Genomic DNA, 17,228 nt, shown 5'->3' with positions numbered 1-17,228 from the left:
GTGTAAAGCAGATTTTTTTTCCGTCAGAAGTTGTTTTTTACAGAATGAAAACTCACAAAACTATTTGCAAAACAGAATAAAAATTAAGATTTTCTTTTACAATGTTCTTGCATTAACAACTTAAAGCTAACATATAAAAAAACAATTTTTACATTTTATGAATGATAAAAATGGTCGGACGCTTGTGTAAATCTATGGATTCCTTTTTCCAAGCGGCAATTTTTTTAGTTCGAATGTATTCTGTTGGTAAAGTAATGTCAGTAGCAATGCACAACAAGGTTTCGGGATGTAAAACCTGAATTAAATCCTCTAGTAGTTTGTTGTTGCGATAAGGAGTTTCAATAAAAATTTGCGACTGATTTTTTTCAAAAGAAACACGCTCTAAGGTTTTAAAGCTGGCTTTCTTTTCGTCCTTTTCGATAGGTAAGTAGCCATGAAACGTAAAACTTTGACCGTTCATGCCTGAGGCCATCATTGCCAAAAGGATAGAGGAAGGACCAACTAACGGAATAACTTGAATGCCTCTGTCGTGCGCTAGTTTTACAATTACAGCGCCAGGATCGGCAACACCTGGGCAACCTGCTTCGCTCATTAAACCCATGTTCTCGCCTGCAAGTAAAGGTTTTATAAAGTCAAGATGCTCTTTGGTTTCGGTGTGTTTGTTTAAAACAAAAAGCTTCAATTCTGATTGCTTTTTTTCAGGAACAACCAGTTTTATTGATTTTCGAGCAGTTTTGTCGTTTTCTACAATATAATGATCAATCAGTTCAATACTTCTTTTTATGGTTTGCGGCAATACATCCATCGGGTCACAATCCCCCATGGTTGTTGGAATTAGATATAGTTTGCCAAAGGTGTTGGTTGATTGCATAAAATAGATTTGTAAAATGTAAAAAGAACAGCTAACGGTTCAATTTTATTTCTAACTTGAATTGAACGACTATAAAAAGGAATTAATTTGAATTTTGAGCCAATAGCTTTTTTGCAATTTCATCACAAGCTTGATCTAGCATTTGATAAACCATATCAAAACCATTATTCAAACCGTAATACGGATCTGGAACATCTACATTTTCGCCAGGAAATATTTCGTTCAAAATCATTTTGACTTTCGCTGCTTCTTCTGTGTTACGAGCAAGTCGTATGACATTTTTATAATTTGAACTATCCATCACGTAAATATGATCAAAGTGCTCAAAATCAGCTTCACTAAATTGTCTGCCACGTTGGTGTGTGATGTCGATGTTGTTTTTGCGAGCTACTGCAATAGAGCGTTCGTCTGGGCCATTGCCTACGTGCCAAGCACCCGTACCAGCGGAGTCAACGGTAAAAAGATCTTTGGGTAGTTTAGCTGCTAAAATGCCTTCTGCCAATGGTGAACGGCAAATATTTCCTAAACAAACCATTAAAACTTTTACTGACATGATGCTATTACAAAGTTAGTTTCTTGTTGATATCGTCTACAAACTTTTTGAATTGTTTGTCGGTTGCAACCAAATTGTCAACAGTTTTGCATGCGTGCAATACAGTAGCGTGATCACGGTCTCCTATTTGAGAACCAATGTTTGCCAAAGACGCCTTGGTGAATTTTTTGGCAAAAAACATGGCTAATTGTCTGGCTTGCACCACATGACGTTTTCGCGTTTTCGATTGAAGTGTTTCTAAATCCAATTGGAAATAATCCGATACGATTTTTTGAATGTAATCAATAGAGATTTCTCTTTTTACATTTTTAACAAACTTCTCTACCACACTCTTCGCTAATTCGATGGTTACTTCTTTTTTATTGAAAGAAGATTGTGCGATCAATGAAATAATGGCTCCTTCAAGCTCACGAACATTTGATTTGATGTTGCGAGCCACGTACTCAATGATGTCTTCTGGAATTTCAACACCATCACGGTACAAAATATTCTTTAAGATAGAAATACGAGTTTCGTAGTCTGGTTGATGCAATTCAGCTGATAATCCCCATTTAAAACGAGACAATAAACGTTGTTCAATGTCTTGCATGTCAACAGGTGCTTTATCCGAAGTTAAAATAACTTGCTTTCCGTTTTGGTGCAGGTAATTAAAAATATGGAAAAATACATCTTGCGTTCCTGATTTACCTGATAAAAACTGAACATCATCAATAATCAAAACATCGATTAATTGATAGAAGTGAATGAAATCGTTTCTGTTGTTTTTCTTTACAGAGTCGATGTATTGTTGTGTGAAAATTTCAGCTGAAATATATAAAACTGTTTTCTCGGGATATTTGTCTTTAATCTCAACACCAATAGCGTGTGCCAAGTGTGTTTTTCCTAAACCAACTCCACCAAATATCAGTAAAGGATTAAAAGAAGTTCCACCCGGTTTGTTGGCCACGGCCATACCTGCTGAACGAGCCAAACGGTTAGAATCTCCTTCTAAGAAATTATCGAAACTGTAATTCGCGTTTAGTTGCGATTCGATTTTTAAATTACGAATCCCCGGAATTACAAATGGGTTTTTAAGTTCTGGATTTAAGTTTTTGAATGGAGCATCAACTTCCTGTGGTTTCATAGGAACTCTATTGGCACTTGGCAACTGTTCAGTAAACGGTTGTTTGTTGCCATAAGTGTTTTCCATTCTAATTTTATAAAGTAACTTTGCATTTTTGCCTAGTTCTTTAGTAAGCGCCACTTTCAATAATTTTACATAGTGTTCTTCGAGCCACTCGTAAAAAAATTTACTTGGTACTTGAATATATAATGCGTTATCGGTAAGTTCAACTGATTTGATTGGTTCGAACCAAGTTTTGTAAGCTTGGTCTTGAATGTTGTCCTTTATAAAAGACAAACAGTTTTCCCATACTGATTGAGCAGTTTTGTTCATATATTCTAAATAAATTGTTTTGTTTTGTAACTTTTAGCTTACTAAAAGAAATATGTTTGGTTACTTATTTTCGGGGTAACAAATATGTGAACAAATTTTTTTAAAAAAAAATATATGGGGTGGTAATTTTTCAAAATATTGTTGTAAGGCACCTTTTTTTAATTCAAATTTTAATATAAATATAATGAAAAGTCATCAAGTAGAAGTTCGAGTTCGGTACTCAGAAACAGACCAAATGGGAGTTGTTTATCACGGAAATTATATCCCCTATTTTGAGATTGGAAGAGTGGAATGGCTTAGAAACAAAGGGATTTCATATAAAGAGATGGAAAAAAGTGGTATTGCTTTGCCAATTGTTTCAATGAATATCAATTACAAAAAATCAGCACGATATGATGAACTTTTAACAGTTCATACAACATTTAAAAGTCAAAGTTCAGTAAAGATTGAATTTGATTGCGAAATATATAATGAAGGTGGTGAGTTATTAACAAAGGCCCAATTTATTCTGGTTTTTGTGTCCCTAAAAACAGGAAAAGCTACCGCTCCGCCTGATTACATTTTGGAATTGCTAAAAACGATCGAATAAAGCGCGAAAAATGCAATTTTAAGAGCTAATTTTAAGCTCTTTTGATGTTAATTTCAAACATAGAATTGAAAATGTCGAAAGTAATTTCGGCATTTTTTTTGCGTGTTTTTATCGTAATTACACCTAATGGCGCATCCGTTTCAGGATTTATTTTCATTTCTTGAGCTACAATTTCTAGCTTTTTTTCTTTAATCACGCGCATGACTTTGTTCATATTTTGGTAGTCAAATTCGATTATAAATTCGCTATCGACTGTTTTTTCGATGACGCTTGCTTCTTTTAAAACTTCTTGCGCTGTGGTTTTGTAAGCTGAAATCAAGCCGCCAACACCCAATTTTACACCACCATAAACTCGAGCTACAACAACAAGCACATTAGTTAACCCGAAAGACTGAATTTGGCCATAAATTGGCATTCCTGCGCTATTACTTGGTTCTCCGTCGTCATTTGCCCGATAAGTGGTTTGTTCGGTTCCTAACTGGTAAGCGTAGCAAAAATGCCCGGCTTGTGGATGTGTTTTTCGTAGGGTTTCAAGTATCGGTTTTAACTCTTCCTCATATGTCATTGGAAAAGCGTATCCGTAAAATTTACTGTTTTTTTCTTTAAACAGAATTTCTTCAGTAGGATTGGCAATAGTGAGGTAGGTATCTTTCAACGAAGTGTGATTGGTGTAGTTATAAATTCGAAATGTATTCTTTTAAAGTAGGTCTTTTTCGTAAAGTTCCGTAACATCTTCTTGGCCCACTTGTAAATTCCACACTTTGATTCCTAGCTTTGCCGCAGCATCGGTATTTTCTTTTTTGTCATCAACAAATAAAACAGTTGCAGGGTCAAGTTTTTGCTCATCAAGCACACGTTGATAAATCGCTGAATCGGGTTTGCGCATGACCATTTCAAAGGAAAAATAAATTTTTTCAAAACAATTATAAAAAGCCTCGTAAAACCCTTTTCCGTTTTGTTGTTCAAAATAAGATATATGAATGGAATCGGTATTCGACAATAAAAACAAACGGTATTTTTTAGATAACTCCTGTAAAAAGGTCAAGCGGTGTTGCGGAAAATCTAACAACACAGCATTCCATGCCGCCAATATTTGGTCCTGAGTTGCATCGCGAAGTTGCTGTTGTAATCCTTGCAAGAATGCGTTTCGGGATATTTCGCCACGTTCAAACTGTTCATTAAGTTCATCAAGAGCAGCATTCCATTCTTGTAAACCTAGTTTTTGCAGGGCGTTTAAAATGGCTTGCTTATCTAAATTGATGAAAATATCACCAAAATCAAATATTATCGATTGAATCATGATTGCTTACAATTACAAGTTGATCAGTTCCTATTTGTTGTTCTATCGAGCTAAAATAAGGAAAAGAGGGTGCTTTTATTCCATTGCCCAAAAGTGTTTTACTGGTAAAAATACGAGCTTCGTCCCAGATTCCACAATCAATAAAGGCTTGCAAAGTATGTCTTCCGCCTTCAATGATTACGGATTGCAGTTCTTGCTCGAATAAATGTTGCATCATTTGTGTTACACTATTTTGATCAAAATCAATCGTAACATAAGTGGTGTTTTCTGTGTTTTGTCGGTTTTGATTTTGAGTAAAGACAATTGTTTTTTGCTGGTCGTTAAGCACAGCACTTGAACTTAAAATCCGATTGTTCGGGTCAATAACCACTCGTGTGGGTTGTAAACCATGCCAATCTCTGGCGTTGAGTTTTGGATTGTCATCCAATACCGTTTGTGCGCCAACAAGTATCGCTTGTTCTTCTGTTCGCCATTTGTGAACTAATTGTCTTGAATGATCAGAAGTAAGCCAAACCGGTGCAGTTGTTTCTTTTTGCAAAGGCGCCAAAAAGCCGTCACGACTTTGTGCCCATTTCAAGATTATAAAAGGTCGTTTTTTTTGGTGAAAAGTAAAAAAACGCTTGTTCAATTCGTTGCACTCTTTTTCTAATATCCCCATTGTGACGTTAATGCCGTTTTCAACCAATTTTTTAATTCCGTTCCCAGCTACTTTTACATTGGGATCTACTGTTCCGATGACTACATTCGGAATTTTAGTGTTCAAAATCAAATCACTGCAAGGAGGTGTTTTTCCGAAATGACTGCAAGGTTCCAAGCTGACATAAATAGTCGCTTTTGCAAGCAAGCTTTTGTCTTTTACCGATGCAATGGCGTTTACTTCGGCATGAGCTTGTCCCGCTTTTTGGTGCCAACCCTCGCCAATGATAGTATCATTGTACACAATTACACTTCCTACCATTGGATTTGGGTAGGTCGTACCCAAGCCATTTTTGGCTAATTCGATGCAGCGCTGTATGTATTTTTCATGTTTGTTCACGGCGCAAAAGTACTAATTTTTCAGCGGATGTTTTTGTTTTGAACTATTCAAAAATTTGTCATAAAGTATTTCTATTTTTGCCAATAAATAATTGGCTCATAAAATGGAAAATTACACCATCAGAAAGATTGAAAAGCAAGATAATCCTGCTGTTGCAGCACTAATCCGTGCTATTTTTGACGAAATGAACATCCCAAAAGTAGGTACTGCTTATGAAGATCCGTATCTTGATTTGATGTTTGAGGAGTACAGTAAACCAAGATCGGTATATTATGTGGTAGAACATCAAGAGACAATCGTGGGTGTTGCTGGAATTGCACCTTTGGCCAACCAAACCGACAATATTTGTGAATTACAAAAAATGTATTTTCTGCCACAAACACGCGGATTAGGAATTGGTCACGAAATGATGTTGTTGTGTTTGCAAAGCGCCAAAAATATGGGGTTTGATAAATGCTACCTTGAAACAATGCCCTTCATGACTGATGCTCAAAAGCTCTATAAAAAAGTAGGTTTTGAATCCCTTTCTGAGCCTATGGGTAGCACAGGTCATAGTAGTTGTCCGATCTGGATGCTAAAAGATTTAAACGCCTAATTACCCCATTTTCAAACTTACTTTCCATGAAAATCAGAGACTATCGCGCTTATTTTATTCAAGAATCAACACCTATTTGTTCTGCTGAAGAAGCCGAGAGTTTTTTTTACATTATCCTGGAGGATTTGCAGCAGCTCAAAAGGGTTGATTTAGCTTTAAATCCTGATCTTTCGCTGTCTGAAGAGCAGCTGAATAAATGGAACGCCTATTTGTCACAGCTTAAATTAGAAATTCCTGTTCAATACGTTTTAGGTAAAACCAATTTTTTCGGATTAGATTTTGAAGTGAATCCTGCTGTTTTGATTCCCAGACCCGAAACGGAAGAGTTAGTTGACTGGATCATTGAAAGTCAAAAAGAAACTTCAAAAGATCAAAATCTGCGAATTATTGACATTGGTACCGGTAGCGGATGCATTGCAATTTCTTTAGCAAAAAATATTCCGAACGCCCAAGTTACCGCACTTGATGTATCTGTCGATGCTTTGGCAACAGCCCAAAAAAATGCACAAAATAACAAAGTAGATGTTGTTTTTAAAAATCAAAATATTCTAGAAACAAATGATTTACAGGAACAGTTTGATGTAATCGTTTCTAACCCGCCATACATTCGCAATCTTGAGAAAGTTGAAATCAAGAAAAACGTCTTGGACTATGAACCGCACTTAGCACTTTTTGTTGAAAATGATAATGCGTTGATTTTTTATAAAAAAATAGCCGAATTGGCGCAGAAAAATCTAAAACCAAACGGCTTTCTTTTTTTTGAAATCAATCAGTATTTAGGCCCTGAAATGATTGGAATGTTACAAGGTCTAGGTTTTAAAAATATCATTCTCAAAAAAGATATTTATGGTAATGATAGAATGATACGATCTACGTATTAGTTTATTGTGAGTATTAATCCATAGCAATTACCAAAGCTTTTTTGCCACAGATTAAAAGGATTTCCACAGATTAAGTTTAAAAGTTAAATTCACTTTTTTCTTGATTCAATAGAAATCTTCAATATAAAAAAAGTCGGTTGCAGAAGTCTAACGTAATGTTGTCTTAAAGTAATCCGCTGCGGCGAAAACTTATTAAAAAGGAGCGACAATTCATCTTGAATTGTTGCTCCTTTTTTTTGGTCACGACCAAATTAGGTCATGAAATGTTTCTTACTCGTATCTCAACGCTTCAATCGGGTCTAAAACAGCCGCTTTAATAGCAGGGTAAAGTCCAGATGCAATCGCTACGATAAAACTAGTGATAAAAGCAGCCATAATTGCTCCCCACGGAATCACGAAGGCAAAACTCATGGCGGTTGCAATTCCAAAACCAATTAGGATTCCAAAAATAATCCCAACCAGTCCACCTAATTGTCCAATAAGTAAGGTTTCAATAAAAAACTGAATCGCGATCGTAGTTTTTTTGGCGCCCAATGCTTTACGTACACCAATTTCGCGCGTTCTTTCGGTTACAGATACAATCATGATATTCATTAAGGCAATCGAAGAGCCCAAAACGGTGATTACTCCAATCAACCACGAGGCAAGTCCTAAATATTGTGTGATTCCCAAAATTCGGTTAATCAAATCGTCGCTGCGTACAATTCCAAAGTTGTTGTCTTTTACTGGGCTTAATTTTCGCACACGTCGCATCGTACTTGTGGCATTGTCAAGCGCTTGTTCAAGCAATTCTTTTTTACCCACCATAACACTCACGGTATAATTGATGTTAGGAGCGGTAAATAACGAACGCGCCACTTGAATTGGAATCAAAATACGCAAATCCTGACTGTTACCAAAAGTAGATCCTTTCTCTTTCAGTACGCCAATAACTCTAAATTTTGCCCCACGAATGGAAATTATTTTATCAATTGGGTTTACATTTTTAAGTAAGCCTTTTTCAAAATCAGAACCTACCACACAAACATAAGCATTGTTGTCAATATCAAATCGGGTGAAATTTCTTCCTGAACTAGTCTCTAATCCGGAGTTGGTCATGAAATATTCATCAACACCTACAATTGAATTTTCAGGATCAGTTTTCGTGGCTTCGTATTTTACTTCTGCCGCCGCTGTAGCTGTAAATGATAAAGAAGTTTCGGTAAACGGATAAGTATATTTATTTTTAAAAGCAACCGCTTCTGGGTACGAAATAATCGGGTTGATGATTTCGCGCTCGCCACCACCACGATTACGTGTAGTATTTTCGTACTGTTTGATGTTGAAAGTATTGGCTCCCATCGATGCAAAATCAGAAGAGATAGTGTTCTCCAAGGCAGATACAACGGTTAAAATACTCACCAATGCAGTGATTCCAATAGCAATAATCATTACCGTAAGCACCGTTCGCAACAATTGTGTTCTAATGGAGCCTAAGGCAATTCGAACATTTTCTTTGAATAATTTTATCATAATAGTACGTTTGACACCAATTGACTTATTTCGTTACATTTTTCTATCGTAACCTGCTTTTTTGTTCTTCTACTTTTCTATCAGTAGCTTTTTCCCGCTTTTTGTTACCATTCGCAGCAACAAATTCTTTGTTTTTATTTCACCCAAGGAGCTTCCGTTGGTCGCTCTTGGCTGCAACAAAACAATAGCATTTGTTTCGCTGCGCCTGTTCACTTCAATCGGGGCTAGGCGTATTGCAATAAAATGACGTTTTTTCTAAAGAGAATAATTTTAAAAATATGATATTTGCACCTTAATTCATCTTTTATGGATCAAAATTTTAGCCATCGCGCTTTTGATCTAAAAAGGTATTGTAAAAAGCAATCATAAAACCATGGCATCAAAACCAAGTATTCCAAAAGGAACGAGAGATTTTTCACCTGCTGAGGTGGCAAAACGCAATTATATCATTCAAATTATAAAAACCAATTTCGAGAAATTTGGTTTCCAACCTATCGAAACGCCTTCTTTTGAAAACTCTGAAACCCTCATGGGTAAGTACGGCGAAGAAGGAGATCGTTTGATTTTTAAAATTTTAAATTCAGGTGATTATTTGGCTAAAGCCAATGCTACGCATTTAGAGGCGAAAGACAGTACGAAGTTAACAGCAAGTATCTCTGAAAAAGCCTTGCGTTACGACTTAACAGTGCCCTTTGCACGTTATGTAGTACAACACCAAAACGAAATCGAATTTCCTTTCAAGCGTTACCAAGTGCAGCCTGTTTGGCGCGCTGATCGTCCGCAAAAAGGCAGATTCAGAGAGTTTTTTCAGTGTGATGCTGATGTGGTAGGTTCGCAATCGCTTTGGCAAGAAGTAGAGTTGGTGCAATTGTATGACAGTGTTTTTGCGGCGCTCGGATTGCAAGGCGTGACTATTAAAATTAACAATCGAAAAATACTTTCAGGAATCGCTGAGGTAATAGGTGCCTCGGATAAATTAATTGATTTTACCGTAGCACTTGATAAGCTGGATAAAATTGGCGAAGACGGCGTTAAAAAAGAAATGACCGAAAAAGGCATTACAGCCGATGCTATTGCAAAAGTGCAGCCGCTGTTTCAGTTTTCGGGAACTTTTGCTGAGAAAATTCAACAACTTTCTTCTCTTTTAGCAGATTCTGCCGAAGGTATGAAAGGAGTAGAGGAGTTGCGTTTTATTTGTGACAATGTGGCAAATTTAGGTTTATCAGCAGCAACTTTAGATCTTGATGTAACCCTAGCACGAGGTTTAAATTATTACACCGGAGCTATTTTTGAAGTAGCAGCTCCTAAAACCGTAGCAATGGGTTCTATTGGTGGCGGTGGCCGTTATGATGACTTGACGGGTATTTTTGGACTTAAAAACATGAGTGGCGTTGGAATTTCATTTGGCTTGGACCGTATTTATTTAGTAATCGAAGAGCTAGGCTTGTTTCCACAAACAGTTACGGCAACTTCGGCAGCTTTATTTTTGAATTACGGTCACAAAGAAGCCTTGTACGCCATGCAAGCCATTGGCAAATTACGCCAAGCTGGCGTGCGCGTTGAGTTGTATCCTGATGCTGCAAAACTAGCCAAACAATTTCAGCACGCGGACAAGCGCGGAATTCCATTCGCTGTTTTGGTAGGTGAAACTGAAATGGAAGCTGGAACTTACGCTCTTAAAAACTTAGCATCTGGAGAGCAGCAAAACCTCACTTTTGACGATTTGTTGAAGGTGCTTCAAGTAAAATAATATCATAAAAAAAAGCTTCGTTTGTCTCAAACGAAGCTTTTTTCTATAATGTAATGGTGAATTAATAATTACTTGGTATTCTCGTGGTATCTCAAATTTTCTATTTGCACTACCATCAATCACAAAACTATAAAAATAGAATTGATTTAATCATAAAATAATCCTAATTTTTTTCTTTTATTATCAAATAGTGTAATCCAAAATTCGATTTCCTCACTTTTTAAAGCAGGCTATCTTATTGAAAAAGAACTCTTTTGTGCTTATTCAGTAAGGCCATGTTGACACCTTAACGAATTGTTCTGCTGTATTACAATCAAAACTTTGACAACTATAAAATATAAAGAGTGACAATTTGACATTTTAAAAGAATTGGCAGTACTTTTGCAATCCAAATGAAATTAAAATGAATTTTAAGAATATTTTTAAAAATAAGAATACTATGACTACTGAAAATACAGAAATCGATCAAGAATTAGAGGGCACTACAGTAGAGAATACCACTAGTGAAGAGCAAACTGTTGTTGAGGAATTAAGTGTAGAGGAGCAATTATCTCAGGATTTAGCAAAGGAAAAAGACAAGTATTTACGTCTTTTTGCTGAGTTTGAAAACTATAAAAGAAGAACAGCTAAAGAGCGTATCGATTTGTTTAAGACAGCAAATCAAGAAGTTTTATTGGCTTTACTTCCTGTTCTTGATGATTTTGACAGAGCAATTATCGAAATTAACAAGTCTGAAGATGAATTGTTGACAAAAGGTGTAGAGTTGATTCACGAAAAACTAAAAAACACATTAGTTGCTAAAGGATTAGAGCAAGTTGATGTAAATGCAGGTGATGCTTTCAATGCTGATTTTGCTGAAGCAATCACTCAAATTCCAGCTCCATCAGATAGTATGAAAGGAAAAATTGTTGATGTTCTTGAAAAAGGATACAAATTGGGTGACAAAATCATTCGTTTTCCTAAAGTGGTTATTGGTCAGTAAGGCGCTATAATCACTAGCAAATTAATGTAAGCTGAACAGGCACAAGAAAAAATAAAGATGAAAAAAGATTTTTACGAAATATTAGGCATTTCAAAAAACGCGGACGCGAATGCAATTAAAAAAGCATACCGAAAAAGTGCGTTGCAATATCATCCTGACAAAAATCCTGGAGACAAAGAAGCAGAAGAAAAATTCAAATTAGCTGCTGAGGCCTACGAAGTATTAAGTGATCCTCAGAAAAAAGCCAAGTACGATCAGTACGGGCACCAGGCTTTTGATGGTTCTGGCGGTTTTGGCGGCGGCGGTCACGGCGGTATGAATATGGATGATATCTTTAGTCAATTTGGAGATATTTTTGGCGGTGGTTTTGGCGGCTTCGGTGGCGGAGGTGGCGGCGGAAATCGTCGTACTAAAGGAAGTAATCTTCGTATCAAAGTAAAATTGACTTTGGAAGAAATTGCTAATGGTGTTGAGAAAAAAGTAAAAGTAAAACGTAAAGTACAAGCTGCTGGCGTTACTTATAAAACTTGTAATACCTGTAACGGACAAGGTCAAGTAATGCGTGTAACAAACACCATTTTAGGCCGTATGCAATCTGCTTCTACTTGCCCAACTTGTAATGGTTCAGGTCAAATTTTAGACAAAAAACCAGCCGACGCAGATTCACAAGGAATGGTTCTTGAAGATGAAACGGTTTCAATTAAAATACCAGCCGGTGTTGTTGACGGAATGCAGTTAAAAGTTTCAAACAAAGGAAACGATGCTCCAGGAAACAGCGTACCAGGTGATTTGATCGTAGCAATCGAAGAGTTAGAGCACGACTTCTTGAAACGTGAAGGTGAGAATTTGCACTTTGATTTGTACATTAGTTTTGCTGAAGCGGTTTTGGGAATCTCTAAAGATATCGAAGCCATCAACGGAAAAGTACGTATCAAGTTAGAAGAAGGCATTCAATCAGGTAAAATTTTACGTTTAAAAGGAAAAGGAATTCCAAGTATCAACGGATACGGAAACGGAGATTTGCTAGTTCATGTAAATGTTTGGACACCAAAAACATTAAACAAAGAACAAAGACAGTTTTTTGAAAAAAACATGAACGATGACAACTTTCACCCTAATCCAGAAAAGTCAGACAAGTCCTTTTTTGAAAAGGTAAAAGATATGTTTTCATAACACAAACCCAATCTAAGTTGGATTGATTGTATTTTGATAAATGCCAACAAACCCATCCTGTTATTTAGCACGGATGGGTTTTTTTATGCACCCGTTCCGCTACATATCAGGACTAATTTTTTTACATTTACAGCAATTAAATACAACGTATGAATAATTTACTTGAAGTCAATTCTATTGTCAAGCAATATGGCGATTATGTTGCACTCAATTCCGTTTCTTTAGCCGTGCCAAAAGGAAGTATTTATGGTCTTCTTGGTCCTAATGGTGCTGGTAAAACTTCTTTAATCCGAATCATTAATCAAATTACTTTACCTGATCAAGGTCAAGTTTTTTTAGATGGCGAACCTTTGCAACCCAAACACGTACAATATATTGGTTATTTGCCTGAGGAGCGCGGTTTGTACCATACCATGAAAGTAGGAGAGCAGTGTTTGTATTTAGCTCAAATGAAAGGATTGTCTAAAGCTGAAGCTAAAAAACAATTGGAATACTGGTTTGATCGCCTAGGAATTCAAGGCTGGTGGAACAAAAAAATTCAAGAACTGTCTAAGGGTATGGCCCAAAAAATTCAGTTCGTTGTTTGCGTTTTGCACAAACCAAAACTTTTAATTTTTGACGAACCATTTTCTGGTTTTGATCCAGTGAATGCGAATATTATCAAAGACGAAATTTTAGCACTTCGCGATCAAGGTGCTACCATCATTTTTTCTACGCATCGTATGGAAAGTGTCGAAGAATTATGCGATCATATCGCGCTTATTCACAAATCCAATAAGTTGATCGAAGGAAAACTAGATGATGTCAAACGACAATTTAAAACCAATAGTTTTGAAGTAGGTATTTTAACAGACAATGTTGAAGGCCTCATGTATGATATTACAAAACAATTTACTGTAAGTCCCGCTCATTTTAAATCTTTAAATCAAGAACTAAAATTAGAGATTCAAATAGGAAAGTCGGCACCAAATGAGTTGTTGCACTTACTCACACAACGTGGGCAAGTGACGCATTTTGTTGAAAAAATCCCGTCTGTAAACGATATTTTTATTCAAACCGTAAGCCAAAAGTAAAGAACCTCTCAAAATGGTTCTGGTTTTTAAATCCGAAATCAAAATTTTTAAATGAGCATTATATCATTAATCATCAAAAGAGAATTTATTGCTAAAGTCCGCAATAAATCCTTTATCGTAATGACTTTCTTAAGTCCGTTACTGTTTGTAGGAATTGCGGTTTTTGTAGGCTATCTGAGCACTATGAAACCCGATACCAAACGCGTTGCTATTCACGATGTGCAAGGCAATTTTGCAAAAGAGTTTGTAGCACGCAATGCCAAAAGCGAAACCTATAAATACCAAGATTTATCGGCTATTGATTTGCAATTTCTTAAAGACAGTCTTTCTAAGGAAAGTCTCGAGGGAATTTTGTACGTTCCTGCAACAAACAATCCAAAAGATTTTGAAACCAAAATTCAATACATTTCTAACGAAAGTCCAAGTTTAACCTTTGTCAAAAACATACAAGACGTTATTGCTACAAGTCTCACCAAGAGTAATTTGGTAAGAGCAAACTTAGATACTTTGGCCATCAACAAAGCGCAAGCAAAGGTCAATGTCAATTTAACTAAAGCTTCTGGCGAAGAAAGTGTCAAAGGAATTAATGAAATCAAAATCGGAATTGGTGGCGCTTTTGGTTACCTTATTATGATGTTTATTATCATTTACGGCAACATGGTCATGCGCAGCGTAATCGAAGAAAAAACTAGCCGTATTGTCGAAATCATTATTTCCTCCGTGAAGCCATTTCAGCTCATGATGGGCAAAATCATCGGTACCGCACTTGCCGGTTTACTACAATTTTGTATTTGGGCCGTACTTGGTTTGCTGCTATTTTTTGCAATATCTACCTTTTTTGGTGTCAATGTAGGTCCAGCCGCCAGCGTTTCGCCAGAGATGATGCAGGCTGCGCAGCACGAAATGAGCAGCACGGCACAATTGTACATCAAGGAACTTTGGAACTTGCCTATTGCTAGTATTCTCATCGGGTTTATTATTTATTTCATTGGTGGTTACTTTTTGTACAGCTCTTTTTATGCGGCTATTGGCGCTGCAGTCGATAATCAAACCGACTCGCAACAGTTTTTATTGCCCATCATCATGCCGCTCATGCTTAGTGTTTATGTAGGCTTTTTTACCGTAATTAATGATCCGCACGGCACCGTAGCAGTAGTATTTTCTATGATTCCGCTTACTTCGCCTATTGTAATGCTTATGCGCATCCCATTTGGCGTACCTTTGTGGCAAATTACAATTTCGATAACGCTGCTTTTAGGCTCGTTTTTTGCAGTGGTTTGGTTTGCCGCCAAAATTTACCGAATCGGAATATTAATGTATGGCAAAAAACCAACGTGGAAAGAAATGTACCGTTGGCTAAAATATTAAGCTAAACTGTTTTTTTTAGGAGCTGTTTCCCGCTATTCGCTGTATCACTTGTGTTCGCTATCGCTACCACAACTGGATGCCGCTGCTATCGGGGCTAGGGAGTACGTTTTTAAAGACAACTAGTGCACGCCAGCCATTTACAATACCAAGCCCATTGGGCTAAAAAAATTAGAATTATGTCAAAAATATTGATTATCGAAGACGAAGCAGCAATACGCAGAGTGCTGTCTAAAATTCTTTCAGAAGAAAACGATTCCTATCAAGTCGATGAGGCTGAAGATGGAATTGTAGGTTTCGAAAAAATAAAAAACAACGACTATGATCTTGTTTTGTGCGATATTAAAATGCCAAAAATGGACGGTGTTGAAGTATTAGAAGCCGTAAAAAAAATAAAACCTGAAATCCCGATGGTCATGATTTCTGGTCATGGCGATATGGAAACAGCCATCAATACGATGCGTTTGGGCGCTTTTGATTACATTTCAAAACCACCTGATTTGAACAGATTGCTTAATACTGTTCGCAATGCTTTAGACAAAAAACAACTCGTAGTTGAAAATAAAATTCTTAAAAAGAAAGTAAGCAAAAACTACGAAATGATTGGCGAAAGCGAAGCCATCAATCACATCAAATTGATGATTGATAAGGTAGCGCAAACCGAAGCTAGAGTTTTGATTACCGGACCAAATGGTACCGGAAAAGAATTAGTTGCACATCAATTACACGAAAAAAGTGAACGTGCAAACTTTCCTTTAATCGAAGTGAATTGTGCTGCAATACCAAGTGAGTTAATCGAAAGCGAATTGTTTGGTCATGTTAAAGGCGCATTTACTTCTGCCGTAAAAGACCGTGCAGGAAAATTTGAAGCGGCAGATAAAGGAACCATTTTTCTAGATGAAATTGGGGATATGAGTCTTTCGGCGCAAGCCAAAGTATTGCGTGCCTTACAAGAAAACATGATTACACGCGTGGGTGCCGACAAGGATATCAAGGTAGATGTTCGCGTGGTTGCCGCTACCAACAAAGATCTAAAAACAGAAATCGCTGAAGGCCGATTCCGTGAGGATTTGTACCATCGTTTGGCAGTCATTTTGATCAAAGTACCAGCTCTTAACGACCGTCGTGATGATATCCCGATGTTGATTGCTCATTTTGCAGAAAAAATTGCATCAGAACAAGGAAACGCGGTTAAGAAATTTTCGGCAGCTGCTATCACGCTTTTGCAAGAATACGATTGGACTGGAAACATCAGAGAATTGCGCAATGTAGTGGAGCGATTGATTATCCTTGGCGGAAGCGAAATTTCTGAAAATGATGTCAAACTATTTGCATCAAAATAATTAAATAATTTAGAGGTTAAATCATTTAAAAATTAGTGTGCTAATCATTTGATTTTTTGACATTTGAACCTTTCAATATAAAAAGAATGAAATTAAAAAAAATAAACGAGACGCTGCAGCAAAACTTAATCGACAATGGGTTTTTAGAGGCAAATGATATTCAGAAAGAAACCTTTGGAACCTTAAAAAGTGGAGCCGACGCTATTATAGTTGCACCTGCTGGCAGCGGAAAATCGACTACCATTGTCATCAATGTTATCCAGCGTTTGGTGGGTTCAGTTGAGGAGTCGCCGCGTGCTTTAATCATTGTTTCTGATAAAGAAAAAGTGGTCGAGATGGTAGCGCAATTTGAAAAATTGGCTAAATACACTGAATTGGAAATTTATGGAGTGCATGACAAAGGCGACATGGATTACGATAAGAATTACATTTCGACTGGCATTGATGTCTTGATTGGTACACCAAATAAATTGAGTGAAATGTTTTCATCGGCAGGTTACAACGTGAACCGATTAAAAATGTTTATTCTAGACGATGCCGACCCGATTTTGAAATTGCGTCACGAAACTAAAATCATGCGCATTTCGAACAGCATCGATAAAACCCAACGTATTATTTTCACTGAGCAGTTTACAGAACGAATTGAAATCATGGCTGAAAGAATGTTGATTGAGCCTTTTGAATTTGATTTTTATGAAGATGAAGATGAAGAGGATGAAGAATTTGAAGACAATGAGGAAGAAAATAATGACGATAATAAATAAATACGA

The 17,228-nt window shown here is 36.7% G+C and carries 17 protein-coding genes; 10 read left to right on the top strand and 7 right to left on the bottom strand.

Annotated features, from left to right (window positions below):
* Positions 1–148: 148 nt before the first annotated feature.
* From G9Q29_RS13770 to dnaA, 3 genes are all read right to left on the bottom strand, one after another.
* Positions 149–871 carry an SAM-dependent methyltransferase gene (locus G9Q29_RS13770; RefSeq protein WP_166138599.1) on the bottom strand — a complete coding sequence of 241 codons (723 nt, stop codon included), beginning with the start codon at positions 869–871 and terminating at the stop codon, positions 149–151.
* Positions 872–953: 82 nt separating this feature from the next.
* Positions 954–1,424 (bottom strand): low molecular weight protein-tyrosine-phosphatase, encoded by a 471-nt coding sequence (locus G9Q29_RS13765; protein ID WP_166138595.1) that lies wholly within the window; start codon positions 1,422–1,424, stop codon positions 954–956.
* A 7-nt stretch (positions 1,425–1,431) separates the two neighbouring features.
* The gene (dnaA, locus tag G9Q29_RS13760; protein ID WP_166138592.1) at positions 1,432–2,859 is read right to left on the bottom strand and encodes a chromosomal replication initiator protein DnaA; all 1,428 of its coding nucleotides are present in this window, start codon (positions 2,857–2,859) and stop codon (positions 1,432–1,434) included.
* A 184-nt stretch (positions 2,860–3,043) separates the two neighbouring features.
* Here dnaA and G9Q29_RS13755 point away from each other — a divergent pair, with 184 nt between their 5' ends.
* The gene (locus G9Q29_RS13755) at positions 3,044–3,448 is read left to right on the top strand and encodes an acyl-CoA thioesterase (RefSeq protein ID WP_166138589.1); all 405 of its coding nucleotides are present in this window, start codon (positions 3,044–3,046) and stop codon (positions 3,446–3,448) included.
* A gap of 31 nt (positions 3,449–3,479) precedes the next feature.
* Here the strand turns inward: G9Q29_RS13755 and G9Q29_RS13750 are convergent, their stop codons facing one another.
* From G9Q29_RS13750 to ribD, 3 genes are read right to left on the bottom strand one after another with little or no spacing between them, the layout of a single operon-like run.
* A complete protein-coding gene (locus tag G9Q29_RS13750; RefSeq protein WP_225872949.1) occupies positions 3,480–4,103 on the bottom strand; it encodes an IMPACT family protein in 624 nt (207 codons plus the stop codon).
* Between the two features lie 42 nt (positions 4,104–4,145).
* Positions 4,146–4,748: an HAD family hydrolase gene (locus G9Q29_RS13745; protein WP_166138585.1), complete on the bottom strand. Its 603-nt coding sequence runs from the start codon at positions 4,746–4,748 to the stop codon at positions 4,146–4,148.
* Positions 4,726–5,784, bottom strand: a complete 1,059-nt coding sequence (gene ribD, locus G9Q29_RS13740) for a bifunctional diaminohydroxyphosphoribosylaminopyrimidine deaminase/5-amino-6-(5-phosphoribosylamino)uracil reductase RibD (protein WP_166138581.1) — start codon at positions 5,782–5,784, stop codon at positions 4,726–4,728. Before ribD ends, G9Q29_RS13745 begins: the two co-directional genes overlap by 23 nt.
* A gap of 103 nt (positions 5,785–5,887) precedes the next feature.
* Here ribD and G9Q29_RS13735 point away from each other — a divergent pair, with 103 nt between their 5' ends.
* Entirely contained in the window at positions 5,888–6,379 is a 492-nt protein-coding gene (locus G9Q29_RS13735) for a GNAT family N-acetyltransferase (protein WP_166138578.1), read from the top strand.
* 26 nt (positions 6,380–6,405) lie between these two features.
* Positions 6,406–7,260 carry a peptide chain release factor N(5)-glutamine methyltransferase gene (gene prmC, locus G9Q29_RS13730; protein ID WP_166138575.1) on the top strand — a complete coding sequence of 285 codons (855 nt, stop codon included), beginning with the start codon at positions 6,406–6,408 and terminating at the stop codon, positions 7,258–7,260.
* A 270-nt stretch (positions 7,261–7,530) separates the two neighbouring features.
* Here the strand turns inward: prmC and G9Q29_RS13725 are convergent, their stop codons facing one another.
* Positions 7,531–8,772: an ABC transporter permease gene (locus G9Q29_RS13725; protein WP_187038262.1), complete on the bottom strand. Its 1,242-nt coding sequence runs from the start codon at positions 8,770–8,772 to the stop codon at positions 7,531–7,533.
* 373 nt (positions 8,773–9,145) lie between these two features.
* On the opposite strand from G9Q29_RS13725, the gene hisS reads away from it, so the two are divergent.
* From hisS to G9Q29_RS13690, 7 genes are all read left to right on the top strand, one after another.
* Positions 9,146–10,522 carry a histidine--tRNA ligase gene (gene hisS / locus G9Q29_RS13720; RefSeq protein ID WP_166138572.1) on the top strand — a complete coding sequence of 459 codons (1,377 nt, stop codon included), beginning with the start codon at positions 9,146–9,148 and terminating at the stop codon, positions 10,520–10,522.
* A gap of 403 nt (positions 10,523–10,925) precedes the next feature.
* Positions 10,926–11,504 carry a nucleotide exchange factor GrpE gene (locus G9Q29_RS13715; protein WP_166138567.1) on the top strand — a complete coding sequence of 193 codons (579 nt, stop codon included), beginning with the start codon at positions 10,926–10,928 and terminating at the stop codon, positions 11,502–11,504.
* 57 nt (positions 11,505–11,561) lie between these two features.
* Positions 11,562–12,677 carry a molecular chaperone DnaJ gene (dnaJ, locus tag G9Q29_RS13710; protein WP_166138564.1) on the top strand — a complete coding sequence of 372 codons (1,116 nt, stop codon included), beginning with the start codon at positions 11,562–11,564 and terminating at the stop codon, positions 12,675–12,677.
* 149 nt (positions 12,678–12,826) lie between these two features.
* Positions 12,827–13,750, top strand: coding sequence for an ABC transporter ATP-binding protein (locus tag G9Q29_RS13705; protein WP_166138561.1), 924 nt, complete (start codon positions 12,827–12,829; stop codon positions 13,748–13,750).
* 51 nt (positions 13,751–13,801) lie between these two features.
* On the top strand, positions 13,802–15,118 hold the full coding sequence (locus tag G9Q29_RS13700; protein WP_166138558.1) for an ABC transporter permease: 1,317 nt from the start codon (positions 13,802–13,804) through the stop codon (positions 15,116–15,118).
* 176 nt (positions 15,119–15,294) lie between these two features.
* Complete coding sequence (locus tag G9Q29_RS13695; protein WP_166138554.1) at positions 15,295–16,458, top strand: sigma-54-dependent transcriptional regulator; 1,164 nt, start codon at positions 15,295–15,297, stop codon at positions 16,456–16,458.
* 86 nt (positions 16,459–16,544) lie between these two features.
* On the top strand, positions 16,545–17,222 hold the full coding sequence (locus G9Q29_RS13690; RefSeq protein WP_166138551.1) for a DEAD/DEAH box helicase: 678 nt from the start codon (positions 16,545–16,547) through the stop codon (positions 17,220–17,222).
* Positions 17,223–17,228 lie beyond the last annotated feature (6 nt).

This window comes from Flavobacterium turcicum (assembly GCF_011365745.1).
Classification (GTDB): Bacteria; Bacteroidota; Bacteroidia; order Flavobacteriales; family Flavobacteriaceae; genus Flavobacterium; species Flavobacterium turcicum.
This window is presented reverse-complemented; position numbering and strand designations above follow the sequence as displayed.